Annotated in this window: 18 protein-coding genes, 1 tRNA gene and 1 pseudogene; 6 read left to right on the forward strand and 14 right to left on the reverse strand. The window is 63.6% G+C overall.

Going from position 1 to position 25,603, the window contains the following annotated elements:
• Positions 1-184: 184 nt before the first annotated feature.
• Positions 185-3,319 (reverse strand): leucine--tRNA ligase, encoded by a 3,135-nt coding sequence (locus tag IPV69_RS18025; RefSeq protein ID WP_206291112.1) that lies wholly within the window; start codon positions 3,317-3,319, stop codon positions 185-187.
• 282 nt (positions 3,320-3,601) lie between these two features.
• On the opposite strand from IPV69_RS18025, the gene IPV69_RS18030 reads away from it, so the two are divergent.
• From IPV69_RS18030 to IPV69_RS18040, 3 genes are all read left to right on the forward strand, one after another.
• Positions 3,602-3,988 (forward strand): PilZ domain-containing protein, encoded by a 387-nt coding sequence (locus IPV69_RS18030; protein ID WP_206291113.1) that lies wholly within the window; start codon positions 3,602-3,604, stop codon positions 3,986-3,988.
• Positions 3,989-4,312: 324 nt separating this feature from the next.
• Complete coding sequence (locus tag IPV69_RS18035; RefSeq protein ID WP_206291114.1) at positions 4,313-6,331, forward strand: PP2C family protein-serine/threonine phosphatase; 2,019 nt, start codon at positions 4,313-4,315, stop codon at positions 6,329-6,331.
• A gap of 93 nt (positions 6,332-6,424) precedes the next feature.
• Positions 6,425-6,495 (forward strand) — tRNA-Ala (locus IPV69_RS18040).
• Positions 6,496-6,819: 324 nt separating this feature from the next.
• Here the strand turns inward: IPV69_RS18040 and IPV69_RS18045 are convergent.
• From IPV69_RS18045 to IPV69_RS18055, 3 genes and pseudogenes are all read right to left on the reverse strand, one after another.
• Complete coding sequence (locus IPV69_RS18045) at positions 6,820-7,368, reverse strand: IS630 family transposase (protein ID WP_241179935.1); 549 nt, start codon at positions 7,366-7,368, stop codon at positions 6,820-6,822.
• 109 nt (positions 7,369-7,477) lie between these two features.
• A pseudogene (locus IPV69_RS27965) lies at positions 7,478-7,861 on the reverse strand (helix-turn-helix domain-containing protein); the annotation flags it as partial.
• 160 nt (positions 7,862-8,021) lie between these two features.
• The gene (locus IPV69_RS18055) at positions 8,022-8,963 is read right to left on the reverse strand and encodes a hypothetical protein (RefSeq protein WP_206291116.1); all 942 of its coding nucleotides are present in this window, start codon (positions 8,961-8,963) and stop codon (positions 8,022-8,024) included.
• Positions 8,964-9,417: 454 nt separating this feature from the next.
• Between IPV69_RS18055 and IPV69_RS18060 the strand changes: the two genes are divergently transcribed.
• Positions 9,418-10,938 (forward strand): sulfatase family protein, encoded by a 1,521-nt coding sequence (locus tag IPV69_RS18060; RefSeq protein ID WP_206291117.1) that lies wholly within the window; start codon positions 9,418-9,420, stop codon positions 10,936-10,938.
• A 645-nt stretch (positions 10,939-11,583) separates the two neighbouring features.
• On the opposite strand, the gene gluQRS is transcribed toward IPV69_RS18060, so the two are convergent.
• Positions 11,584-12,537 (reverse strand): tRNA glutamyl-Q(34) synthetase GluQRS, encoded by a 954-nt coding sequence (gene gluQRS / locus IPV69_RS18065; protein ID WP_206291118.1) that lies wholly within the window; start codon positions 12,535-12,537, stop codon positions 11,584-11,586.
• Positions 12,538-13,081: 544 nt separating this feature from the next.
• On the opposite strand from gluQRS, the gene IPV69_RS18070 reads away from it, so the two are divergent.
• Positions 13,082-13,492, forward strand: a complete 411-nt coding sequence (locus tag IPV69_RS18070) for an HTH domain-containing protein (RefSeq protein WP_206291119.1) — start codon at positions 13,082-13,084, stop codon at positions 13,490-13,492.
• Between the two features lie 140 nt (positions 13,493-13,632).
• Here the strand turns inward: IPV69_RS18070 and IPV69_RS18075 are convergent, their stop codons facing one another.
• From IPV69_RS18075 to IPV69_RS18105, 7 genes are all read right to left on the reverse strand, one after another.
• Positions 13,633-14,013 (reverse strand): ASCH domain-containing protein, encoded by a 381-nt coding sequence (locus IPV69_RS18075; RefSeq protein ID WP_206291120.1) that lies wholly within the window; start codon positions 14,011-14,013, stop codon positions 13,633-13,635.
• Between the two features lie 53 nt (positions 14,014-14,066).
• Positions 14,067-14,690, reverse strand: a complete 624-nt coding sequence (locus IPV69_RS18080; RefSeq protein WP_206291121.1) for an alpha-ketoglutarate-dependent dioxygenase AlkB — start codon at positions 14,688-14,690, stop codon at positions 14,067-14,069.
• Between the two features lie 42 nt (positions 14,691-14,732).
• Positions 14,733-15,791, reverse strand: a complete 1,059-nt coding sequence (locus IPV69_RS18085) for a GTPase (protein ID WP_206291122.1) — start codon at positions 15,789-15,791, stop codon at positions 14,733-14,735.
• Between the two features lie 55 nt (positions 15,792-15,846).
• Positions 15,847-16,737: a peptide chain release factor N(5)-glutamine methyltransferase gene (gene prmC / locus IPV69_RS18090; protein WP_206291123.1), complete on the reverse strand. Its 891-nt coding sequence runs from the start codon at positions 16,735-16,737 to the stop codon at positions 15,847-15,849.
• Between the two features lie 181 nt (positions 16,738-16,918).
• Complete coding sequence (locus tag IPV69_RS18095; protein WP_206291124.1) at positions 16,919-18,100, reverse strand: CehA/McbA family metallohydrolase domain-containing protein; 1,182 nt, start codon at positions 18,098-18,100, stop codon at positions 16,919-16,921.
• A complete protein-coding gene (locus tag IPV69_RS18100) occupies positions 18,040-20,202 on the reverse strand; it encodes a TolB family protein (protein WP_206291125.1) in 2,163 nt (720 codons plus the stop codon). The genes IPV69_RS18095 and IPV69_RS18100 overlap by 61 nt, the downstream gene beginning before the upstream one ends.
• Positions 20,203-20,426: 224 nt before the next feature.
• Positions 20,427-21,638, reverse strand: a complete 1,212-nt coding sequence (locus IPV69_RS18105) for a HupE/UreJ family protein (protein ID WP_206291126.1) — start codon at positions 21,636-21,638, stop codon at positions 20,427-20,429.
• A 189-nt stretch (positions 21,639-21,827) separates the two neighbouring features.
• Here IPV69_RS18105 and IPV69_RS18110 point away from each other — a divergent pair, with 189 nt between their 5' ends.
• The gene (locus IPV69_RS18110; RefSeq protein ID WP_206291127.1) at positions 21,828-22,670 is read left to right on the forward strand and encodes an NIPSNAP family protein; all 843 of its coding nucleotides are present in this window, start codon (positions 21,828-21,830) and stop codon (positions 22,668-22,670) included.
• Between the two features lie 302 nt (positions 22,671-22,972).
• Here the strand turns inward: IPV69_RS18110 and IPV69_RS18115 are convergent, their stop codons facing one another.
• Together IPV69_RS18115 and IPV69_RS18120 are read right to left on the reverse strand one after the other, a co-directional pair.
• Positions 22,973-24,211: an ISL3 family transposase gene (locus tag IPV69_RS18115; RefSeq protein ID WP_206290508.1), complete on the reverse strand. Its 1,239-nt coding sequence runs from the start codon at positions 24,209-24,211 to the stop codon at positions 22,973-22,975.
• A 126-nt stretch (positions 24,212-24,337) separates the two neighbouring features.
• A complete protein-coding gene (locus tag IPV69_RS18120; RefSeq protein ID WP_206291128.1) occupies positions 24,338-25,576 on the reverse strand; it encodes a DUF1501 domain-containing protein in 1,239 nt (412 codons plus the stop codon).
• Positions 25,577-25,603 lie beyond the last annotated feature (27 nt).

Below are 25,603 nucleotides of genomic sequence, written 5' to 3' on the forward strand. Positions count from 1 at the left end.
CGGGCCAAGTCCGGAAGGAGCCGCGCACGAAGTGTACTCACGTAGTAAGCGGGGACGTTCCTGAACCGTCAAAGCTCCGATCCCCCTCACGGTTCCCGCTTACTGCGTGAGTACACTTCGTGCGCGGCTCTTCAGTCTCACTTTCGCCCGCGTGCAGGAGAGAGACGTTCTCACCTGCTTCACCTTACACCACAAAACTCACCAGCTTCTTCGGCACGTAGATCTTCTTCTTGATCTCCTTGCCTTCCAGGTAGCTGCTGACGCCTTCGGCGACAGCGGCGGCCTTGAGGACATCTTCCTGCGACGCATCGGCGGCGACCGTGATCTTGCCGCGCACCTTGCCGTTCACCTGCACCGCCAGCTCGACCGTGTCTTCAACCAGCTTCGCCGGGTCGTACGTCGGCCAGGGACGCTGGGTCAGCGACTTGTGATGACCCAGTCGTTCCCAGATTTCCTCGGCGATGTGCGGCGCGAACGGCGCGAGCATCAGCGTGAAGTTCTCCGCCAGCTCGCGCGGAACGCCGTCCTGTTGGGTCATCTCGTTGTTCAGCTTGAACAGTTCGGCGATCGCGGTATTGAACCGCAGTGCTTCGATGTCCTCGGCGACTTTCTTGATCACGCGGTGCATCTGCCGGGCCAGGGGTTCGGGGATGGGGCCGTCATACACGCGGTTGGCAGTACGGAGTGCCGAGTGCTGAGTACGGAGTGAACTCCCGTCATCCGCCTTCGTGCCTTCGTGCCTTCCTGCCTCCGTGCCTTCGTCTTCGGTGTCTCCGATCAGGTTCCGCCAGACCGCCCGCAGGAACCGCACCTGCCCGATGATGTCGCGGGTGCTCCAGGGCTTGGGCGCTTCCAGCGGGCCCATGTACATCTCGTACAGGCGGAAAGCGTCGGCACCGTAGTCCTTCACGATTTCGTCGGGGTTCACCACGTTGCCCCGGCTCTTGCTCATCTTGAAGCTGCGGGCGTCGACCTTGATCTTGCCGTCAGACTTCAGGAAGTAGCCTTCCTTCTTCTGCTCGACATCGGCCTCGGTCAGCCGCCGGCCGACCAGCTTTTGGCCCGACTTCCTGTGTATGGCGAACATCGTCACGGCCTTTTCGGTCGCCTCTTCGCCGATGTCTTTCACCTCACTGACGCTCACCTGTAGCGCGTCGGCGCCTTCCTCGAAAACGTGGAACTCCATCTCCCCCAGGATTAGCCCCTGATTCACCAGCCGTTGGAACGGCTCCGGCGAGCTGACGTGGCCCAGGTCGAACAGCACCTTGTGCCAGAATCGGCTGTAGAGCAGGTGCAGCACGGCGTGCTCCACGCCGCCGACGTACAGATCGACTGGCAGCCAGGCCTTTTCCTTTTCGGGGTCGACGAACCGCTGATCGTTGTTCGGATCGATGTAGCGCAGGTAGTACCAGCACGACCCGGCCCATTGCGGCATCGTGTTCAGCTCGCGGCTGAACTTGCGCGCATCGGGTGTGCCTTCCGGGACGACCTTCACCGTGCCGGCGTCGGTGACGACGCCCCAGACTTTCGTCCAGTGGGTCGCGCGGCCCAGCGGGGGGACGACGTTGGTGCCGCCCCCTTCCACCGGCCGCGGGCGGAAGTCTTCCACCTCGGGCAGCAGAACGGGCAGTTCGCTTTCATCGACGGCGTAGACATCGCCGGTGGCGTCGTCGTGCAGCAGGGGGAAGGGCTCGCCCCAGTAGCGCTGCCGGCTGAAGAGCCAGTCGCGCAGCTTGTAGGTCGTCGAGCCCGTGCCGACGCCTTTGTCTTCCAGGATCTCGATCATCTTCGCCTTGGCGTCGGCGGTGCCCAGCCCGTCGAGCGGGCCGGAGTTGATGGCGACGCCTTCGCTAGTGAAAGCGGCTTCCATTTCTGACGCCGGGCCGCTGTCCGTGACACGGGTTTCCAACCCGTGCTGGGGGCTTGATGCTGCTGAGGATTCACGATCCTCGACTCCGGACGTCGCTCGCACGGGTTGGAAACCCGTGTCACGGACGCCCGCGCCACCCGACGCCGGTCCCATCACCTGCTTGATCGGCAGTTTAAACTTTTTGGCGAATGCGAAATCACGCTCGTCATGTGCCGGGACGGCCATGATCGCGCCGGTGCCGTAGCCCATCAGCACGTAGTCGGCGATCCAGATCGGAATCCGCTCGTCGTTCACCGGGTTGATCGCATAGGCGCCGGTAAACGCGCCGGTCTTGTCCTTGTTGTCGGCCATCCGGTCGCGTTCCGATCGCGCGCCGATCTCCGTCCGGTAGGCCTCGATCTCCACGCGGTATTCCGGCGTCGTGATCTTGTCCACCAGCGGATGCTCGGGCGCCAGCACCATGTAGGTCGCCCCGTACAGCGTGTCGGGACGGGTGGTGAAGACGGTGATGGTCTCGTCTTCGTTGCCGTCGACGTCGAAGTCGACATTCGCACCCGTGCTCTTGCCAATCCAGTTCCGCTGCATTTCCTTCAGCGAGTCCGGCCAGTTCAGCAGGTTCAGATCTTCGATCAGCCGGTCGGCGTACGCGGTGATGCGCAGCATCCATTGCCGCATCGGCCGGCGTTCGACGGCGAAACCGCCGACCTCGCTCTTGCCGTCAATCACCTCTTCGTTCGCCAGCACGGTGCCCAGCGCGGGGCACCAGTTCACCGGCACTTCGTCCATGAACGCCAGCCGCTGCGCGTCGATGGTTTGTCGGCGTTCGTCCGGCGACAGTTCCTTCCAGGTGCGCTCGATGCGCATCTCACCGGCGACCGCCTCCATCCCTTCCTGGGTGGGGTTGATCTGGATCGTGCCGTCCGGCGCGACAACGTAATTCTCGTTCTGCAGCTCGTTGATCAGATGACCGATCGGCTTGGCCTTGTTTTCGATAGGGTCGAAATAGCTGCCGAACAGTTGCAGGAAGATCCACTGGGTCCAGCGGTAGTACTTGGGGTCGGTGGTATCGACTTCCCGGTCCCAGTCGTAGCTCAGGCCCAGCATCTTGATCTGTTCGCGGAAGCGATTGATGTTGGTCCGGGTGGTGTCGCGCGGGTGAACGTTATTCTTCACCGCATACTGCTCGGCCGGCAGGCCGAAGGCGTCCCATCCCATGGGGTGCAGGACGCTGTACCCCTTCATGCGCAAATAGCGGGAGTAGATGTCGGTGGCGGTCCAGCCTTCGGGATGACCGACATGCAGGCCGCTGCCCGAGGGGTAGGGGAACATGTCGAGCAGGTACGCCTTGGGCATGCCGGCGGTCTCGACCGGGTCGAGCGCGCGGAACGTCTTGTTCTGCTGCCAGTAGTGCTGCCACTTCTTCTCGATCGCAGTAAAGTTGTAAGCCATGGGGGAGGGGGATGATACGCGGAGCGAGCGGGTGCGTTAAGGCGTCTCATAGGAAGCGACGCACGGTCGAAACACGCCGGAGTACCTCACCCCGATTTTTACAGCGCCAATGGGGCTCGGGCGTCCGATAACTCTTTACGGCAGGGCGACGTCAAAAAATCTGCCTGATTTACTAAAGTCGGCCCGATACGTGAAGAAGTCAGGACGACGCTTACGCATCAGGGACGACGCCCTGAAGTTTCACACCCGCCGAGGCTCGGCGGGAAAGACCGGGAGGTCCGGATGTTGTTGCTCAATCAATCCTCGGTGGAATCCGACGAACTCTATATCGACGAAGACGGCCAGGAACGCCGACGCGGGCTCCGCGTGCGCGAAAACCGCCCCGTCAAAATCTACGAGCCCGGCACGGCCCGTTACTTCGGCGGGCAGACGGAAGACATCAGCGCCACCGGCTTGCGCATCGAGTTGCCCGCCTGGGCGGCGCTGCGTGCCGGCGAGACGCTGAACATTCACGTCGGCCTCAACGGTCGCGGCCAGACGCTGACCAACCGTCGGAGCATGCTGCCGGCGCGGGTCGTCTGGGTCCGCAGGGGTCAGGAGCGGTCGCCGATGATGGAAGTCGGCGTAGAGTTTCTGAACAACATCGGCGCCCACGTCCACGCCGCCTGATCGCCACAAACCGCCCGAAATCAGGGAGCCTTGGGTCAGGGAGTAACCTCCCGTCGACTCCGGGCTCCTTTGCGTTGGTACAACGTCGTGGTTGACCTCGGCCAAACCCTCCATATCTTCGGTCGGCCATCTGTCGCGGCCATATTTCACAAATGGATGACGGCTCTGCGCGTATAGATTCCGTAAGGAAGTCGTTGGTATTGAAGTGGAACTATCGTCTGGTGCAATCGTCCAAGGCACCGCGCCGTACAAGGGTAGGGCGTCAGGTCGAATGTCGCAGCAGGTGCCGCTCTTGCGGCTACAACAGGGATCGAGCCCGCTCTGATGGAGTTTGCTGTCAAGAAGTTTGCCCGTAACGTTTTGCTGCTGCATCTGTTGCTGCTGCTGGTGGTTCTGGCGTTGATGCTTTTTGCCTCCCGCGCGATCCGTGAAGGCGCCCGCGAGCAGGCCCAGAAGCAGGCCGAAAGTCGACAGCGGATTATTGCCGCCCAGACCGCGCGGGGCATCGAGGCGTTTTATCACTCCATCGTCAGCGACATGGACCTGATGCCCCGTCCCGAGGACGACCAGCAGGACCGCGACCGTCTCGGCAAGATGTTCTCCGAGATGACCCGCGACATTCCCATCCCGGTCTTCGGGCATCCCAAGACTGAACCCAGCAGCCCCGGCACCCAGCCTGCCCCCAGGAACCCGCTCTTTCCCAAGCCGGCGACCCGGCCCGGGCAGAAGGATTTCAGGGACCCCGAGGATAAGAAGAACCCGCCGCCGCCCAGTTCGACGCAGCGACAGCAGTACGTCCGCGGTCTGCTCCTGGGGCAGGTGCTCAGCCGACAGCTCGAAGAGCGCGTCTCGCACATGTTTGTCATCGGTCGCCCGATTCCCAAGACCGGCCCGGTGCCCATTCGCGAGGTGTCCGTCACCCCCGCCGAAGGCGTCGGTCCCACGCCCGAGCAGCTCGCCGAGCGATACCGCGACTGGCTCCGAGACGTCCACGCCCAGTCCATCAGCAAGTTCGAGCTCTTCGACGGCAAGGGCTACAACCTGGTCGCGATCCCCGTCACCCGGGGCAGCGGCGTCATGGTCGCCGCCGTTCCTGTCGCCACCATCACCGAACTGTATCTCAGCACGCTCAACAACGACCCGGCGACCGGCGTCCTGCTCGTCAACGACTCGCTCACCGTGATGGCATCGAGCCGGCCGAACCTCGTCGGCGTCAACATCAGCGCCTCGGGAGACCCCGACCTGGCGCTGAACCTCGAAGCGTCCAAGGAAGCGGGCTTCAAGGAATCCCGCGTCATCGAACACCCCTTCAAGCTCGGCGAAGAGAAGTTCGACCCGGCATTGCTCACCACCGAACCGATCGAAATCGCCGGCCGAAAGTGGTTCATCGTCGTCGGCTCTCCCTTGAAAGAAGTCGACGGCGTGGTGGCGGCGCTGTTCAGCAAGATCTTTATCTGGGCGATCTTTGTTGTCGCGGCCGTCACCGTCATCCTGGTGTCCACGTCGGTGCAGATGATCCGCAACCGCCTCCGCCTCGAGCGGGTGCAGACCGAAGCGATTCATAAAGAGCTCGACCGCGCCCGGCAGATCCAGCAGGCCTGGCTCCCGCGCGAATCGCCGCGCTCGCCCAACATTGACGTGGCGGCGGTCAACTTCCCGGCCAACCACATTTCCGGCGACTTCTACAACTGGTTCGAACTCCCCGATGGCCGGGTCGCCGTCGTTATTGGCGACGTGACCGGTCACGGCATGTCGGCGGCGTTCCTGATGGCGACCACCCAACTGCTCGTCCGCACCACCATGCAGCGGATCAGCGACCCGGCGGCCTGCCTCGACGAGATCAACCGCCAGCTCTGCACGCTCATCTTCAACGGCCAGTTCGTCACCCTGCAGATTGCCGTCATCGACCCCGACGGCGGGCCGATCGAGGTGTCTTCGGCGGGGCACCCCGCGCCGCTGCTGGCCGGCGACCGAACGTTCGAACCCCTGCCCGTCGAGTCGCAACTGGTGCTCGGCGTAGACCCGGACGCGACCTACCAGACCGTCACGCTCGACCTTCCCGTCGGCGCTTCGCTCCTGATGTTCACCGACGGCGCGCCCGACGTGCAGGCCCCCAACGGCAAGCGCTTCGGTGCCCAGGGGCTGCACGGCACCTGCCCGCTGCGGCCGGGCCGAACCAGCGACCTCAGCACGCACGATGCCCGCTGGCTTCTCGACGCCGTCGTCGCCAAGGTGAACCACTTCCGCGGCAGCCGCGAACTGGGCGACGACCTGACCCTGGTCGCGATTCGCACCAAGGCCCCGGCGTTGACCCCAACCGGTTCGCTGGTCGGCGTGGCATGAAGGTCCGCAGCCCGCTTGACACCATCGACGCAGGCGATAAAGTATCCGACCCGGTGACGTTGGCCGGACAACTGAATACAGACAGTGAATCCCGGGGCCATAGTGAAATGGGATCACGCGACCATGGCATGGTTGAATTTGGGGTTCAAATCCCCATGGCTCCATTCTTCCCTCCGGAAAATCCAGTTGGTAGAGCGGCATGATGTCCGCTTTGTTCGTGTACGCGATGGCACGCTCGTGCTTCGAGACGCGCCCAGGCTCTACGACACATCTGCGGTTCACGACACACCCGTGCTCCACGACGCACCCGTGCTCCACGACGCACCTCCCGTTCTCGACGCGATCCCTGAACATCCCTGCGGATTTCGTAATACCCCATGACCGATGGTCTCCGCGCGAACGCGAACCGCTCCGCGTCGCGGCTAACCATTTGGTACCACTCGATTGCTGACGAACGACACCGTTCGACGCTCCGCTTCGCGTCGCGGCTACTGAGCGCTGGATAAGTTTGGCGCGAGTTCCGCGCCTTCGAAGCACGAGCGGAGCAACGCCTGATTGCCGCCTACGTCGTCCAAGTGTCGCTTGGCCTCGGCGTGAAGTTTCTCCAACTCCCCAATCGTGTGGTTCGCCATCCGGTGGTACTTCGTCAGGCTCCATACGCCTTCCACCGCATTGAGCTGCGGCGCGTAGGTCGGCAGATAGTGCAATCTTAAACGCGGGTACTCCGCCGCCAGTTCCTTCACGATTGGCGACTTGTGTGCCGAGAGGTTGTCCCAGACCACATCGATCGTTTTGTCAGGATACTCGACAAGCACGCGGTGCAGGAACGCCGCCGCCTGCTCGCCGCGGACGTAGCTGTCGGGATGGAAGTCGCACACGAGATCGATCTTCGCCGTGGCGGCGTGCAAGACCACGGCCCCCAGCACGCTGACTTTCTGCTGCCGCCGATTGCGGTAGGCGACGACCGGCGTCTGAGCGATCGGGGCCCAAGTCTTCTTGACGTTCGGCGTCATCATGAAGCCGACCTCGTCGGCCATCAGAATCACTCCGCCGGACTCGATACTTTTTTAGAAGTTCCGGCCAGAACTCCGCCCGCCAGGCGGCCACCTTCACCGGGTCGTGCTCGCGTGCCCGACGTTGGGGCTTCTGATGGGAAAAGCCCATGTCTTTCAGCATGACGCCGATGTGGTCGTGGTGGTACTTCACCTGGAACTCACGCTCGATCAGGTCGGCGATCAGCTGTTGGGTCCAGAGATACTTGTCGAATCCGCACTCCCTGGGCGTCTTGAGCAGCAACCCGGCAAGAGTCTTACGCTGGGCCTCATTCAGCCGCGACGGGCGTCCGGGTGGTTTGCGCGACACCAGTGCGTCACGGCCGCCCTTGCGGTATGCCCGCCGCCAGGCTCGGACGGTCTGGTCGTCGACCCCAAGGTCTTTGGCGATTTCGGCCGGCTCGCGATCCTGCTCGAACATGTTGGCCGCGATGCTCCGGACCCGATCCCACTCCTGGCGTGTTCCTTTCTTTCGCATGGCGCGGATTTACCATCGATCCGCAGAGGGCGCAAGGGGTTGCGCGCTATGAAAATCTAGCGGTCAGTAACCACTGGATACCCGTCGAATACTGCCGAACGAACCCGAGCACGCTCCGGTCTGGATCTCACCGGGTTGGAACGCGCGCCGCGATCAATGGTTAGCCGCGACGCGAAGCGGAGCGTCCCCTGCCGAGTGGGTCTCCCTGAACTGGAGCGACGCGACCACGCAACTCATCCGCCGAACGAACCCGAGAATGTATGTCCGCCGGCAAAAGATCGTCGGGACCGAAGGTCGCCGCCGCGGTCGGTGAGTTCGCCGCGATCGGTTCCACAACCGTCGCGTTCCCAGCGACGACCGCGGAATCCGCAACGACGGTCGCTGCCGCGTCCCGCTCCGATTCCGCCGAACGAACCCGAGATTCACCCTCGACCGCCATCGCTTCGTCGGCTTCGGACGTCGCCGGCTCGCTCTGCCGCTGCGGCGCAGGAGCCGGCGCGCCGCGATTGCGCGTGCCGCCTTGCAGGATGCGCAACTCCCGGAGTGCTGACTGCATGGATCGTTCGATTTGCGATTCGTAGCGTTGAAGCAGCATGACGATCCCGCCGTTGGGGTCGGCTTTGCGAAGTTCGAAGATCAGATCGCCCAGGTCGTCCATCCCGCCGAACCCGCCGTCGGCTTCGCGTTGCTTGTCGCGGCGTGAGCAGAGGACCGCCGATCGGACGATGGGCATCCGCCGAAGCTTCCAAGCCATCTCCGCGACGCGCTCGGCGAGCATGACCTGGCAAGGCCCGACGGCGCCCAAGTCGTTGCAGAATGAGGCGACGAACGCCGCAAGCTCCGCCGGGTCTTCATCCGGCAGCAACTGGCCGCGGGCGCGCAGGCCGTGCTTCCACGCGTTCTGCGACGCGACCGCCTTACCCGCGTTCGACGTCGGCCCGCGCGATTTAGCGCCGTTGATGCGCGACTGCTCGGCGCGGGAATGACGCGGTGTGACATCGACCGCGGCCATGGCATCGTTCGCACCCGTGTCAGGTGCATCCATCACCGCTGCCCCGCGCGAAGAATCCAAGACCGACTCGACCGATTCGACCGACTGCATAAAAAACCCCTTTCGCGGCCGGGAAGCCGCGGTGAATCAAAGATGATTCGAGACGCGTGAGCACCCGATTTAACGGTTGACCACCCGCGCGCCTCGCGCCATTATGTTAGTATATTGTACGGTTCAGCAGGATTCGTACAAGAAGAATCTTGAGACGGGATCCTGGGAGGGTGTAGTGCAGATGTATGGTACTGGCGTGTTTTCCGGGTGCCATGGGCTGCGGTACTCCGCTGCCCGTGGCGACGCCTGACCGCTGTGACACGGCCACGCACCAGGCGAGTACGCGAGCCCATTGCACCCAGAAGCTGCCGACAACGTGAGTTACACCCATCTCGGCAGCCGGGCTTCGGTCGCCGATCACGCATTCTCGGTGCGGAGGCCTGCCACAGGTTGCCTTTGGCTTTCTCGTTATCGATCGCGACAATTCTGATTCACTTGCAGCGTTAAGGTCACCATGAAGAAACTCAGCCGCCTGGTCGCAACGTTGGTGTTCGCTCTTCTCCTGGTCTGCGTTGGTCGCGTTCATGCCGGCGTCGAGAAGCCCAACATCATCGTGATCATGGCTGACGACCTGGGTTACGGAGACATCTCCGCCAATGGCGCGACCGAGATCCAGACGCCGAACGTGGACAAACTCGCGGCCGAGGGGCTGCGGTTTACCAGTGGGTACTGCTCGGCGAGCACCTGCACGCCGACCCGTTTCTCGCTGCTGACCGGCACCTACGCCTTCCGGCACAAGGGCACCGGCATCGCACCGCCAGCCGCGCCGGCGATCATCCAGCCGGGCACCGAAACGATCCCCTCGCTGTTGAAGAAGGCCGGCTACAAGACGGCGGTGGTCGGCAAGTGGCACCTGGGGCTTGGCGGCCCGGACGGGCCGCAGTGGAACGGGCAGATCAAGCCTGGCCCGCTCGACATCGGCTTCGACTACTGCTTCCTGCTTCCGACGACCAACGACCGGGTGCCTTCGGTTTATGTCGAGAACGACCGCGTGCGCAACCTCGACCCGGCTGATCCGCTCTGGGTTGGCAGCAAGAGCCCCAGCCCGGGACACCCGACTGGAATCACCGAGCGCGACAAGCTGAAGCTCGATTGGAGCAACGGCCACAACCAGTCGATCAACAACGGCATCGGCCGGATTGGTTTCTTCACCGGCGGGGAAAAGGCCCGTTGGCGCGACGAAGACCTCGCCGACGAGTGGGTGAAGCAGTCGGTCCAATGGATCGAGAAGAACAAGGACGGCCCGTTCTTCCTCTACTTTGCCGCCCACGACATTCACGTGCCGCGGATGCCCAATGAGCGCTTCCAGGGCAAATCCAAGCTGGGCCTGCGTGGCGACTCGATCCTGCAGTTTGACTGGTGCGTCGGCGAACTGACCAAAACACTCGACCGCCTGAAGCTGTCAGACAACACACTGATCGTCCTGTGTTCCGACAACGGGCCTGTTCTGGATGACGGCTACAAAGACGGCGCGGTCGAGAAACTGGGCAAACATACACCGGCCGGTCCGTATACCGGCGGCAAATACAGCGTGTTCGAAGGCGGGACCCGAACGCCGTTCATCACACACTGGCCAGGGCGCATCAAGCCGGGTGTCTCCGACGAGATGGTCTGCACGATCGATCTGGCCGCGAGCTTTGCCGCGATGACAGGCGTGCCGCTCGCCGAGGGTGCCTGCCTTGACAGCTTCAATGTGTCGGGCGCGCTGCTCGGCGAGAAGGATGCCCGGGGTCGCACGGACCTGATCCAGCAGGACAATGGAACGAAGTTCGGGTTGCGAGCAGGCAACTGGAAACTGCAGCGGGGCGGCGGCGGACGCAAGGCACAAGGCGCAGCCAAGGATGCATTGTTTGATCTGTCGAAAGACGCCGCGGAACAAAACAATGTCGCCGCCCAATTCCCCGACATCGTAAAAGAGATGGGCGGCAAGCTTGATGCGGCGATAGCGGCAGGCCGTACGCGCCCGGCGAAATGAGAGCCACAACAAAAGACCAGGAAAGCCACGGAGACACCGAGACACAGAGGGCCGCTACATGCGTGTCTCCGAATCGCCCATGCGAGCCGCGACCGTAAGGGAGCGGACGGTCACCGCAGGTGGCCGTTCTGCAAGGTGTGGCTGCTGTCGCAGCCGTCCGCTCCCTTACGGTCGCGGCTCGCACGGGCGCGATTCGCGGACACCTATTTAGTGCTCCGTCAAAGTTAAGAATTGAAATTGGGTGCCATGGGCTGGCGTACTCGCCTGCCCGTGGTTTTGCGCGAGGAACGCCGTACCACGGGCAGCGGAGTACCGCAGCCCATGGCACCCAAAATCGAGATGCGAAATCATGTTTGTGTGCCATGCCCACGCCTGTCAGTCACTTTAGAACTGAGCGAATACATCCCGCGTGGGCATGAGCGAGCGACGCGATTTCCGCGTCTCGCATGCCCACGCGGAAAGCGGCCTCGGATCTCGGACGCAGGACGGCAGCGTGGGCATGGCACACGAAGTTCCGCTTTCAGACAGAGCCTGGTCTCCGTGCGCTCTTCTGCAAATCCGTCGAAAAGCCCTCTGTGCCTCCGTGTCTCTGTGGCTTTCCTGGTGTTTTGTTCCGGCGCGGCCAAGCATCAATCGATTGATTGATCACCGGCTTTTCAGCCAGTCGTCATCCTGCTGTGTAAACACGATTGGCTCGGTCGGAAGAGATTCCGGTTTGAATAGGGTCAGCAGGTCGGCGATCGTCGCGTGGTCGGTTACATCATTGATGCCGAGCCATCGGCCGAGCAGTGCCAGTATCCGGCCGGGTGGTACGCCTTGCGAGCGATAGTAGTTGAGGCGCGAATCGCCGTGCCGCTTGGCGAGTCGCCTGCCGTCGGCACCGACGACCAGCGGCGCGTGGCCATAGTGAGGCAGTTGGTTTGCCAGATTGAGCGCGCGGTATAGCAGAACCTGTCTCGGGGTGGATTCGATCAGGTCGTTGCCGCGAACCACCTGTGTCACACCGGCCGCCGCGTCGTCGACGACAACCGCCAGTTGATACGCGGCGGTGCCGTCGGCCTTGGCGATGACGAAATCGCCGAGCGTGCGTGCATCGATTGTGCATTCGCCGGCGAAGCGATCCGTCCAGGTAATGATGGAAGACGAGTCGTCGGGAATGCGAAACCGGATGGCCGGCTCGCGGCCGGTGTCGGCACGGGCGGCGGCAATGGTCGCAAATCGACCGCGGCAAGTTCCGGGGTAGATCGACGAACCGTCGTCGGCGTGGGGAGCGCTCGCCGCTAGTTCAATCTCTTTTCGCGTACAAACGCAGGGGTAGGCCAGGCCCGCATCGGTCAGCTGGCTTAGGGCTGCGAGATAGGCGTCCCCGCGATCGGACTGCCGGGTGGGGCCCTGGTCCCAGTCCAGGCCGAGCCAGCGGAGGTCTTCAAGCAGTCCGGCTTCGGACCCTGGTTTGATCCGCGGGCCGTCGAGATCTTCCACCCGCAATACAACACGCCAATGCTGCTTTCGCGCCAGGAGCCAGTTGATCAGAAAGGTTCGCGCGTTGCCCAGGTGCAGGGCGCCGGTGGGCGACGGAGCCAGTCGGGTGATATCCATCGATGGAAGGAGCTTAACCCGAAGAATGCAGAACTCACCACGAACGGCACGGAGAACACGGAGAAATCACGGAGGGTTCACGCGAACGTGATCGGTGCAAGTTGCAAATCGAGTGACTCGCTCAAGTGGCTTGTACGGTTCTTCTCCGTGCTTATCTCCGTGAACTCCGTGTTCTCCGTGGTGACTCGTCCGGCTTAAGCTCAATCGCAGTAAGGGGCGACTAACGGTGCCGAGTGCCGTCCCTCGTGCCACCCCATGGCAATAGGGCGTGATGTTGGCTGGCGGGTGTGGATCAGGCGAATAACTATGGCTTCCAGATAGCGCCGAGATCCGACCGGCGACTCACATCTAGTCTGACTCGGAGGATCCAGTGATTGAAAGCCGTCAGTTTGCGATGGGATTCAAGGGTTATCCGTATTGTCGGCGACGTTATTGTAGATCGGGAAACGTCTGAGAATCGTGTTGCACAAGGTTTATGGACTTGCGTGAATTATGAACAGGGCGTATGTTAATCGCGGTTTGGGGAGAATAAGGAAACTGTATTATGGCACGCACAGCGAACACTTCGACTTTGAATATTCTGGATCTCGAGCGCGTACTCAACGAACGCAAGCGGCTGCTGGACAAGCTGCTGAAAAAGCGGACCAAGGCGCAGGCCAAGGTTGATGCGGTGGACGCCGAGATCGCAAAGGTATCGGGCGGCGCGATCAGCCTCGGTGGCCGTGGGCCGGGCAGCCGTGCTCATAACGATCGCCCGCTTCCGGATTACATTGAAGAAGTCCTCGCCAAGAATGGCAAGCCGATGAAGGTCGGCGACATCATGGCTGGTGTGCAGGCGGCCGGGTACAAGAGCAACAGCAAGTCATTTAAGAATATTGTCAACCAGCAGCTGATCAAGGAACGCAAGCGTTTCAATCAGGTCAGCCGCGGGCTGTACGGCCTGCTGAAGAAGTAAACGCAGATACACATCTTTGCTAAAATAATGCTCGCGGTCCGCCAATGCGCGATCCGCGGGTGCATCTTTAAAGCGCGTGACGCTATCAAGGCAGCCGCGCACGAAGGAACAGGAGTAGCCTGAGACGGCGTTGCTCCCGCTTACTTCGTGCGCGGCTCTTTCTGCTTTTCTGAATCCGCGCCTGTCACTCTTCTCTCCTTCGCCGCAGGCGGTGGCGCGTCGAGCAGGCGGAAGCGGATTCGAAGCCATTTCTTCCCGTCGCGACCCGGTGCCGGATAACACTCCCTGAGTATCGCACGCAGCGCGGCCAGCGTCGGCAGTCCATCGGCCTGTGCGTCACGCCTGGTCATCCCGCGAAGATCGATCACCTCGACGGCCTCAATCGCGAGCCAGCCGACGCCCTGAGCCCACGCCTTTCCGCCGGCCTTCACGCGGGGACGGCTCCAGCGACGGATCGTCGTCACCTTGCGACCAGCCAGGATCGCCTGCTGCATCGGCTTCTTGAAAAAGAGCAGTCCCATCGCGGCGACCGATGATACACGCTTTGCCTACAAAAGGAATCTTTGTCTCGGACTCATACAATCCGGAAGGTAAGATTAATCCGCCCCGGCTCGGGTAGTGGAAGTGTTGCCGGGGTCGTCCCGGGAATGATCTTCTTGACCCCGTGGTAAGCCAGTCGTCGCGATCGGCCAAAGACGACCAGGTCGCCGGATTCGAGCGTGGTCTGCTCGTAAGGGTCGGTCCGGGACAGCCCGCCCATGCGGAAAACGCACGATGCGCCGACCGAGATGGATACCACCGGATAGCCCGACGCGATCGCCTCCGGCGATTCGCTGTTATCGACGTGGTCGCCGAGCTTGCTCCCGGCCTCCGGGTACCAGTTGACGATGCAACTGTCGAACGGGCGCACGAGGCCCTGGGGCAGGTAGCGGGTGGCGACAATCGCCCGCTGTCCGAGCATTTGCAGCGCGTCGGGGATCGGCGCACAGGCCAGGCCGTCTACATCCTTGCGCACGGTGTGATACTTGTAGTCGCGTGCCGACCAGTGGCGGCCGAGGCAGTTCATTCGCAGGCTCATCGCCTTGCCCCAGCGGGTTCGCGGAATGTAGAAGCCGGGCGTCAGCCCGCGGACCGTCTCGACAACGGCGATCTGTTCGGGTTCGTCGAGGAAGGCCTTCTTGTAAACGAAGTCATCCATAAGGGTCGTGCTGCGCCGCCGGTGGGGATTGCAGTGCGGCGTTCAGCCGATGGCGTGCAATATCTCACGCTGCCGGGGCGTCCAGCAACGTGGGGAATCGATTCGCAGGTCAAGGCAGCCGAGCCGTACCAAGATGGCGCGGGTCAGTCGATCAATGCCGGTCCCGGTCCTGGCGGCGATGGGCAGCGCGTCGGTGCCCAGAAGCTTGACGTCCCACGCCGGCGCGACGTCCGACTTGTTCACCGCGACGATTGCGCCCCGGTGGTGCCGCAGGACGTCGGCCTGCTCGTCGTCGAAAGGCCGTGCGCCGTCGAGCACGACCACCACCGCGTCAGCCGTGGAGACCCGGTCCTTCGCGTTGGCGATCGCGGTCTGTTCGATGACGTCATCGCTTCGGCGGATGCCCGGCGTATCGACCAGCATGACGGCGACCCCCTCAAGATTGGCAAGCTCTCCCACCCAGTCGCGCGTCGTGCCCGGAAGGTCGGCCGTGATCGACCGCTGCCGGCCGAAAAGCCGGTTCGCGAGTGTGGACTTCCCCACGTTGGCCGGCCCGACGATGGCTACCGTCGGCGTCAGAAGGATCCGCTGCATGGTGCGATCGGCGAGCAACGCTTCGATGACCTCACGGCCTGGCGGCGATCGTAACAGCGCCTCCCACGCCGCCGGCTGGGCCAGCACCACGCGAACGGCCAGTTCAGTCCGCGCGTGCGGCAGGGCGGCGAGTACTTCCCGCGATAGCGCGTCAGACGTTTCGGCGAGATGGATCGCGGCGGCCTGACCCCCGGCGGGCGAAGCCTGTTGCGCGGCCCCGGTTGCCAGCGATTCGACCGCGAAACCGCAGCGGCCCAGCAGATCGAGTGTGGCCCGCACAACCCAGGGTCCGCCGTGGACGTTCAGGTCGGCCGTACAGGAATCGACCAGAACGACCACCGGATCGTCGATCACCTTGTTGCCGTCGCTGAGCTGTCCGTGAACGGCCCGGCCGATGCGTGCCCGGCCGGAAAAGTGCGCGGCAAGGAACGGCCCGACGCCGCTCCCATGGATGCGAACGACAGCGATCGCTGCGGCGCCTGGAGGTGTGAGCAGTGCGGCGGTCATGAGGCGGTCAGCCCCAACGGTGGCGGGGCGGTCGGCGGCGTCATTTGCGGCGACATCATTTGCGGCGGGCGGAGATCACCCGGTCATTGCCGCCGTAGTCTTTCAGTAGGGTGGCGCTTTCCAGCTGGTCGTAGGTCGCCACCAGCGCCATCGCCTGTTCGCCCTGGTTGAACGCGATTTCCAGGTAAATGCGCCCGCCGGGCACCAGCCGGTCGTCGGCCTGGTCGAGGATGCGGCGGTGCAGGTCCAGCCCGTCGGCGCCGCCGTCGAGCGCGCTGACCGGTTCGAAGTTCTTCACGCTCGGGTCCAGCGCGGCGATGTCGGCCGATGCAATGTAAGGCGGGTTGGCGACAATCAGGTCGAACGGCCGGGCGTCCACCACGCGGGACAGCGGTTCGTAGAGGTCTCCCTGCTCGACGGTCACCCGGTCGGACAACCCGAGCAATTCGACATTGCGGCGAGCCACTTCGACCGCCGCCGGGCTGAGATCGACCGCCAGCACCTGTGACGTCTTGAGCTGTTTGGCGATCGCGCACGCGATGCAGCCCGAGCCGGTGCACAGGTCCAGGACGCGCGGCGACTCCTTGCCGGTTTCCATCCGCGCCATCTGCAGGACGTTTTCGACCAGCGTCTCGGTATCCGGGCGAGGGATCAGCACGTCGCGGGTGACGGCCAGCTCGAGCCCGAAGAAATAGGCCTTGCCGGTCAGGTAGGCGATCGGCTCGTGCTCGCCGGCGCGCTTGACCAAATCGCGGAATGCCGACAGCTCGGCGTCGGTCAGCGGACGTTCGTAGTCGGTGTAAAGCTTGATCCGCGGCTGGTTGAGCACGTGCGACAACAACAGCTCGGCCGAGAGGCGCGGGGCATCGACGGTCTTACGATTAAAGAATGCGGTCGTCCATTCGAGAATTCGCCGAACGGTCCATCGCTCAACAGCTCGCTGCATAAGGGGGAAGGTGTACCATGGATGACACTTCTTGGGGAGACAAACAATTACGATTGGACAATTCGGTGCGGTCCATAGTCCCCTCCCCCGACGTGTCTACGGAGGAGGGGACGGCCAGACATAGTGGGGCAGGGAGGGTGCCCGGGGACGTACCGCGAAGTACTCCCCAAGCCGCTAACCCTTACTTGCCGTCATACTTGATCCACATCGGAGACGCCCAGACCAGTTCGCCGCTGCTGGCACCGTCCATGTCAGGTGCCTGCTCGCCACGTACGTAGTAGTAGCTGGTCTTGCCGGCGGTGGGCTTGGGATCGGTCCAGGTGAACTCGACCTGCCGGGTGTTGGGGGTGATCTCGTGTACCACGACATCGTCCTTGACGATGACGACCTTGGCGATGTTCTTCGCGCCGACGATCTTCACCCGCAGCGCCGGGGCATCGGTCGTCGTGAACTCTTCGCCCATCAGGTGATCGGTGCCGCCGGTCCGGCAGCGGACATCCGCCAGGATGTTGTCGGTCGCACCGTAAACCCGACGTTTGCGGATCGCGTCGAGAATGGCTTCGCGGGTCGGCTCGCCGCTGATGAGCACGTTGCAGTAGCTCAGGTGGGTCGAGATGTGATCGCTGCTGCTCTGGAATGCCAGGCGATAACCCTTGAGCAGGGCGAGGTTGACGAAGCCCAGTGGCCGCCAACCGCCGAGGCTTTCCTTTTCGGGCGTGGACTGCTTGAGCTTCGCCTCGGTGACGGCCGAGCGCGGGGCGTCCGGCCGCTCGTAGTTGTTGCGGTCGCCCTGGTAGATCTCGACGAACGGTTCGACGATCGGGTCGTTGTTGCGCCAGTCGGTGCCCATCTGCGTGGCCGAGGTATGGCTGGCGCAGAGGCCCTTGAAGTGGTGAAGGTACATGTAGAGGAGGTTGGTGTCGGGTGCCGGCGCGAACTTGTCGGGCGACGAGATCGGCAGTCGAGGCAGCGACCGCACGCCGCGCTGGGCGAACATGCAGTTGCGATGGCCTTCAGGGTAGACGACCGAGCGCTCGTAGCTGTAGACGGGCACGAAGTGCCCCGGCAGGGTAAAGAGCGTGACGGCTTTCTGCGTGGTCCACCAGGAGTATTCGCGGCCGTTGCCGTAGTCGTGGTCGCCGTCGCCGATCCAGTCGAATGCGGCGGCATCGATCGCGTATCGCCACATGTCGAGCAGACCGCCGTCGCCGCCGCCGTCGGGCGAAAGCTCGGTATGGCGGTGGAACTCGCCGCGCCAGATCCGCAGCGATTCGCCGTTCAGGTCGTAGCGGTAGTCGCGCATCATCCTGACGTCGTTGCGTTCGGCAGTGGTGTCGGCGCTGACGCCTGCCGCTTCGGCCACCTTCGCGGCGACGACCTTGGGCGCGCCGGCGGAGCCGCCGAATCGGACGCGCTCAGCGTGGTGATAAAGATGTCGTTGTTGGGGTCCTGCTGGCCAGCACGACGTCCGCCGGCGTTCTTCCTGCCGGCGTTCTTCTTGGGCCTGGCGGGCTCGAGCTTTTCGCCGCCGGCCGGCGGAGCCTGGACGAGAACGACATCGTCATTCGACGCCGGATCGTTCAGCGCTGCCGCGCCGTCGTCGGTGATGCCGGCTTCGGCACCGGCCTGGTGAGGATCGCCGACCTTCGGAGGGTTTATCTCGCCGCGGCCGTCGCCCGAGAATGCGACCAGTACCCCGTCGCCGGTGGCGGCGATCGCGGGGCGGTTATCGAGGATGTTGTTCGAGCGTGGCACCCATGCGGCTTCGCTCCAGCCGTTGGCGTCGAGCCGCGTGAGGTACTCATTCCATACGCTGCCGACGCCCACGCGCCAGTTGCTGCCCGGCTTGCCGCGGAATGCCAGGAAGACGTGGCCGGCGCTGTCCACCGAGATGCGCGGATAGCAGGGGGCGATCGCGGTCTGCACGCGGGGATTGGGCCCCTTGGCGGCCGCACCCTTGGCGCCTTTGCCGCCGCGCTGTGCGGCGGCGGTTTCGGGCATCGCGTCCATGAGGTTTGCCGCGGGCTCCATCCAGACCCCTTCGGGCGTCATCGCGCGGACATCGACGTAACGCCCCTGCTGGTACAGCGGGGCTCCCTTCTTCTTGAGCGCGCCGAAGTCCTTGCCCCACATCTCCGGCGATGCCTCGTACGCCAGCCAGAGCTTGCCCGCCTGGTCAAACGCCATCGACGCCCGCCCCTCGAATGCCGCCGTGGCGGCGGCCGCCTGCGGTTTGCCTGGTGCCCCGTCCTTGCCGGTCACCGATATGTAGACGTCGTAGTCACCCTTGACATAGGTGTCCCAGGCAACGGCAACCCGGCCGTCGGCCGCGGCAGCGACGTTGGGTTCCCATTCGTTGGCGGCGAAGTCGCTCACCCGCGCCGGAGCGGAGAACTTCTCGCCCTCCTGATGCGCGGTGACGACGTTGAAGTTCGCGCCCCGTCCGGCGACCCACGCGAGCCAGACCCTCCCGTCGGCCGCTGTCGCCGCCGACGGCATGAAATCGGTTCCGGCACCGTTACTCAGGTTGATCGGCGCGCCGCCGCTCTTGCCGTCGGCGTCGAAGCTGCGGGCCATCAGTTCCCAGTTGCCGTGATCGAGTGTCGCATCGGCACCCAGGTGGGCCGAGTAGAACACCCACACCTTCCCGTTGCCGTCGACGGCCACCGCCGGTCGGTAGTATTCGTGTTTGCCGTCGGTGACGGCGATCGGTTCGCCCCAGGTGCCGTTGCGGCCCACCCGCAGATAGACCACTTCACCGCCCGTCGGCTGGGTCAGGTAGTCCAGGTCCTGCGGCTTCTCGATCTTGCGGATGGGGCCTTCCTGCAGCGGCCCGGTGTTCGGCCCGCTTTCCAGTGTGGCCGGTCGCTCGCGAACACCCTGAAAATCCTTGCCGCGGGTGAACGACAGGTAGACCAGATACGCGGTGCCGTTCTTCCCAGTGGCGATCGCGGGGTAGTCTTCGTCCTGCGTTCCTTCGGCCAGGGGCGACGTCGACGGAACACGCTCGATGAACAGGTTCCCGTTGAGCGCTTCCATCCCCTTGCCCATCGGAATTGCCGACAGCTTGAAAGTTGTCTTGCCGACGAGCGAGTCGAAGGTGATGGGCGTTTCCGGCTGCACGTCCTGGAGCGTGACCACCAGTCCGTTGTCGGTCATCGGCATCTGCCCGCCGTTGTCGATGCGCTGTTTGTCGGCCGAGCCCTGGACCGGCTGGCGGCGCGTCTGCACCTTGAAAGCCGCCCCGTCGGCCGAATCGCCCTGCGTCCAGCGGGTGCCGCTGATCTCGCGAACCTTGCCGGCGGCGACGTCGAGTTTTCCGCTCCAGTCGGTCGGCTCCTTGTCCTTCATTCCGAAGCGGATTCGAAGAGAGACGGCATTCGCGTCGGCTCCGAAAAGGGTCGTGAACGAACCCGACCACAACACCAATGCGGCGACCCACGGCGCAACATGCTGACGTAACATGCGATCCTCCAGAAATGTCCAGACCCCGGGCCGGTTCAGGCCCGCAATGCCCTAACGGCCTGCGCCTCCAACTATTGCCAAGGTGCGTGCTGCGTGCCGGTGTCGAAACATTCTGATTAGCGGTCGCACCGAAGGTGCACGTCTTTTGGATGGGACGTCGAAAAGAGTGCACCTGCGGTGCGACCGCTAATCAAGCTACGCGTGTTGGCTTCCGCGAGTGCGGCTCACCCCGCCGGGTGCATCGTTTCCCAGATGCGGGTGACGAGCCAGAATCCGCCGAAAACGGAGATGACGATCGACATCGCCGGGACGGCGATTCGGTCGAACCGTGGCTCGCGGCGCTTGGCCCAGAGCAGTAGCGGCAGCGCGATGGCAACCAGGCTCAGGTGCCCGGTTTCCACGCCTGCCGAAAACTGAACCAGCGGCCAGACGATCTCGGCGAACGAGTCGCTGGCGAGCTTCTCGCGAAGGTCCTTCGCGAAACCCAAGCCGTGAATCAACCCGAAGAACAGGGTGATCGCGCACCGCCAGGCGAGTTTGGGCCGGTGGATAAGGTTCTCGACGGCGACGATCAGGATCGTGGCCGCGATCGCGGGCTCGATGATGTCGCCGCTGATGTTCACCAGCTTCATCGCCGACAGTGTGAGGGTGACCGAGTGGGCGAGGGTGAAGAACGTCACGATGGTCGCCGCCTCGCGGAAATTGCGACAGGCCAGCAGCAGGGCGGCGATGAACAGCAGGTGGTCGTAGCCGAAGAGAATGTGCCCGATACCGTCGAGGAAGAAGTTAACGCGGTTCTCCATCTCCGGCGGCGGGCCGGGATCGGCCGGCATCGTGGCGGCGGCGGTGGTGGCGGGCGTTGTAGCCGGGCGGGTCGCGGGCCAGCGCGACGGGGGAATGTCCTTCACCGACATGGGGCGGTCGGCGTCGATCGTATCGACCAGCAGCCTGTAGGGATCAGCCCCGAATGCCGCCCCCCGGTCGTCGGTGACGATGATGTACTGCTGATGCCCGCGCGGCAGCGCCCGGAACTTCAGGAACTCCAGCTTCACCTCTTCCAACGCACCGTCGTAAGGATAGACAAGGTTGACCTGGATCATCCCCGGCTCTGGCTGAAACGCCTTTGCCGATGCCAACTTTGCCGGCGCGTGGTTGAGCTGTACTTCGTACAGGTCGGCGGCTTGTTTCTCGAACCCTTCGCAGACGCCTTTGACATAGTCGGGGAACGATCGCGGGGGGAACCAGTCGTTGAGATCGCGGGTGTGAACCGTCAGCTCGACCGTCACGTTGGATGCGCCGACGATGACCAGCCCCTGGCTGAACCCCTCCGGGTGTGCGGCGGCGGGGCGGGCAACCGCCAACAGCAGAAGGGTCGCCGCAAGCGATGCCCAGAGGCGCGACAGTTGCGTGTTGCACGGGTTCGGCAGGTCCGTCATCCTCGATCTCCTTGGCAACTCAGTCAGGCCCAGGCCCCTGGGAATCGATCTTGTCTCGGACGCAGGGGAAACGGAAGGGGGCGGCAAGATTGCGCTCGGTCACCGGTCTTGAACCGTGCGTTAACAACAGCGACGATTGCCCGCGTATCGTTTGTGATCCGACGGTGCGGACCGCATGGAGTAAAGAAAATGGATGGAACTTCACTCACCCGCCGCAACCTGCTGGCGGCCGCCATGGCGGCCGGTGTGGGTGCGGTACTGGCGTCACCGGCGATCACCCGCGCCAATGCAGTTGCAAATCCCGAACCTGCTAAAGACACCATGAAGCCGGAATACTACGAACTGCGCAGCTATCACCTCCGCCGTGGCCCGATGCAGAAGCGGCTCGACGACTACCTCCGCGACGCGTTCATTCCCGCCGCCGCCAAGGCAGTCGGCGGGCCGATCGGTGTGTTCGGCGTGTCGATCGGCATGAACAACCCGACCACGCACGTATTGATCCCGCACGCTTCGCTCGAGTCGTTCGCGGCGCTGGGCGGCAAGCTCTCCACCGACGCCGACTACGCCAAATCCGCCGAGCCATTCCTCGCCGCCACGCCCACCGAACCGGGCTACGAATCGCTCGACATCAAGCTGATGCAGGCCTTCCCGCACATGCCCAGGCTCGAACTGCCGGCGGCGACGGCGAAGAAGGAGCCGCGGATATTCGAACTCCGCACCTACCGCAGCCATGGCGAGCGGGCCGGTGCGAAGAAGGTGGAGATGTTCGACACCGCCGGCGAGATCGCGATCTTCCGCCGCTGCGGCCTGACGCCGGTCTTCTTCGCGAGCGACCTCACCGGCCCGGGCCTGCCGAGCCTGACGTACATGCTGACCTTCCCCGACTTGGCGACGCGCGAAAAAAGCTGGAACACGTTCCGCGTCGATCCGGAGTGGAAGAAGCTCAGCTCAACCCCCGGCTTCACCGACCCCGAGATCGTCGTGGGGATCGACAACCAGGTGCTGTCGCCGACGGCGTATTCGCAGGTCTAAAGCCGGGGAGCATCGGGGAGGCTGGGAACACTTCGGAGGAGGGGATCACCACGGAGTCACGGAGACACGGAGGTCAACTCGGTGAACGGCGCACATCTGTGATCCTGAGGTACTCCGAAGGACCTGGTAGCCCAGGCGAAAAGAGTTCGAACACGCCAGACGAGCGATTGCTGTTTCGTGTCCGTTATGTTCTTCGGCTGGGATACGAGGTCCTTCGGAGTACCTCAGGATGACAGATGTGCGCTGTTCGCCGAGTTGCCCTCCGTGTCTCCGTGCCTCCGTGGTGAGGTCTTTTTTTTGGTTCATCTCCCAACTCCGGGGAACGCCTGGCGGATCTTGAGGAAGAAATAGGCGTCGTCACGATACCCGTAGGCCATCCGCTTGATCACCTTGATCTTGTTGTTGATCCCCTCCAGCACGCTAGTGTTCAACGGGAATCGGCAGTGACTCAGGATCCCCGGCAAGTATCCCTTGAGCTTCCCGGCGAACCGCTTCAGCGGATCGATCCGGCTGCGGATCGCTCTGCCGTACCACTCATCCCAGAACTGCTTCGCGTAGCCCACGTGCCGGTAGAACCACAGCTCTTTCAGGTCGTCCTTCAGCACATAGACCGCCGCCAGCTTGCGGTTGGCCTTGAGCAGTTCCGCCAGCCGGATCCGGTCCTGCTCCTTCTCGATGTTGTCGGCGTTTCGCAGCAGCAGCCAGCGTGAGCCCTTAATCACCTTCCGCGCCGGCTTGTCGTCTTTCACCTTGTTCGCCTCGTCCACGCGGACCCGGTCCACCACCTCACGCCCGTACTTGGCGACGACGTGGAACAGGTCGTACACCACCTCGGCGTTGGGACAGTGTTCCCGCACCTCCAGGTCGTACGCGGCGTTCATGTCCATCGCCACCGCCACGATCCGTTTGCAACGCTCGGGGCCGAGCAGTTCGAAGAACGGCCGGACCTCCTCCCGGCTGCGGCCGCGGCCCACCCAAAGCACGCGTTTGCAGTTCGGATCGATCACGACCGTCGCATAGCGATGACCCTTCTGGATCGCGAACTCGTCCATCGCCAGCTTCGTCACGCCGTCGAGGTCGACCGGTCCGAGCGTACGCGTGAGCCAGGCCTTGTCGATCTTCTTGACCGTCTTCCAGTTCAGCCCGAAGTAGTCGGCGACATGCTTGATCGGCAGCACCCGGCAGAGCTGCGCGACGCTGCGGGCCATGCGGGTGGTCACGCGGGCGTAGGGCTCCAGCCAGTCGAGCTTCTCGACCTTCGGCCCGCAGTCCGGACAGGCGACGCGAACGCGATGCACCAGCAGCCGGGTCATGGCGTCGAAAATCGGCAGATCGTCGACCCAGCGTTCAGCGGTATCATGAATCGAGCGACAGGTCTTGCCGCAGCCGGAGCAGACGCGGGGGTGGTCGCGGACGGGATGGAGTTCCAGGTGAACTTCCGGAAGGGTCGGTCCGTGCTGGCCGGGTTCGACGCGTCCGACGGTCCCGAGCGTATAGCCTTTCCAGCCGCCGAGGAGGGCGGTAAGTTCTTCGATCGACAACGGCAGCCTCCTGCGTCTTGAAGCCTGGTAACTCCAAGATACGCAGCGGCTGCCGTTGCTCTATTCCTATCCTTCACTCCCCGCAGATGGGAGAAGAACCTTTTTTTTCCGTGGCGGCCTCGTTTTTCACGCGACAGAACGCTTCACCAATCCGACAGGCGCTGGCTTGAAGTCGGGGAAGACCCTGGCTGTTTGCGTGCTGCCGACGGCGTCGGTCAGTACTTCGGCAAGAATCGAGCGATAGTCGACTTTCACTTCTAGCCCGCCGGGGCCGGCTACGCCGGGGACGGCGGGAATGCCGCGCTGGTCGGTCAGGCCGGGCCAGTCGCCCAGGATTTTGCCGCCGGCGATTCTCCCACCCAATGCCATCATCGCGAAGCCTCGCCCGTGGTCGGTGCCGGCCGAGCCGTTTTCGTACAGCCGCCGGCCGAACTCGGTCATCACGATGGTCGTCACCTGATCGCGGCGGGTCGCCATATCGGCGTCGAACGCCGCCAGGCCCTGGGCGAGGCTGTTAATCAGCGTTGACTGCAGTCCGTTGCCCAAGCCCTGGAAGAAGTGGGTGTCCCAGTTGCCCAGGTCCACGCACGCGGCTTCCAGACCCAGGCCGGCCTTGATGAGCCTTGCCACCTCCATCATCGCCTTGCCGAACTCGTCTTTGGGGTAATCGACACCGGCCTCGGGCTTGTAAGGCTTGCCGCGCAGTTGCTCGACGCGATCGAGCAGTTGCAATGTTTGCTTTCCCTGGTCGCCGAGCACGCCGGCGCGGGTGGCATACATCTTCGAGAGCGCCTTGGCGACGGCGGATGATTTGCCGGCGGCGGTGGGAAGCTGGATCTCGTCGACCGATTCGAAGCTTGCCGCCGCCGGCGCACCCCGAAGCGATTCAGGCAGCGTCGGGCCGATCGCGACGGCCGCCAGCGGGCTGTCGCCGCCGGCAATTCGCGATCGCAGGTGACGCCCGAGCCATCCGCCGCCGATCTGCCGGCCGAACCCTTCGCCGTGCTCGATCTGGTCCTGCGCTTCGAAGTGCGACCCGGACTGGTCGTCCGAGCCGACGGCGTTGACGATCCCCAGCCGGCCTTCCTTGAACAGCGGAAAAAGGGGAGACATCTTCGGATGGAAGCCAAAGAAGTCGGTCAGGCCGATCGCCGCGTCGTCACCGGCTTTTTTGGGCTCGGCGATCGCGAGCGTCGGCCGGTTGCGGTAGTAGTCGGCGTCGCCGAACGGGACGACGATGTTCAGCGTGTCGGCCCCGCCGCGGAGAAAGACGCACACCAGCGTGTGCCCGCCGGGATCGGCGACAACAGGTTCGGCGGCAAAGAGGATCTGCCGCAGGAAAGCTCGGCGGGATGCGATGAGCATAGTAGTAGTCAGTCGTCAGTGGTCAGT

The organism is Humisphaera borealis, from assembly GCF_015169395.1.
GTDB classification, from domain to species: Bacteria; Planctomycetota; Phycisphaerae; order Tepidisphaerales; family Tepidisphaeraceae; genus Humisphaera; species Humisphaera borealis.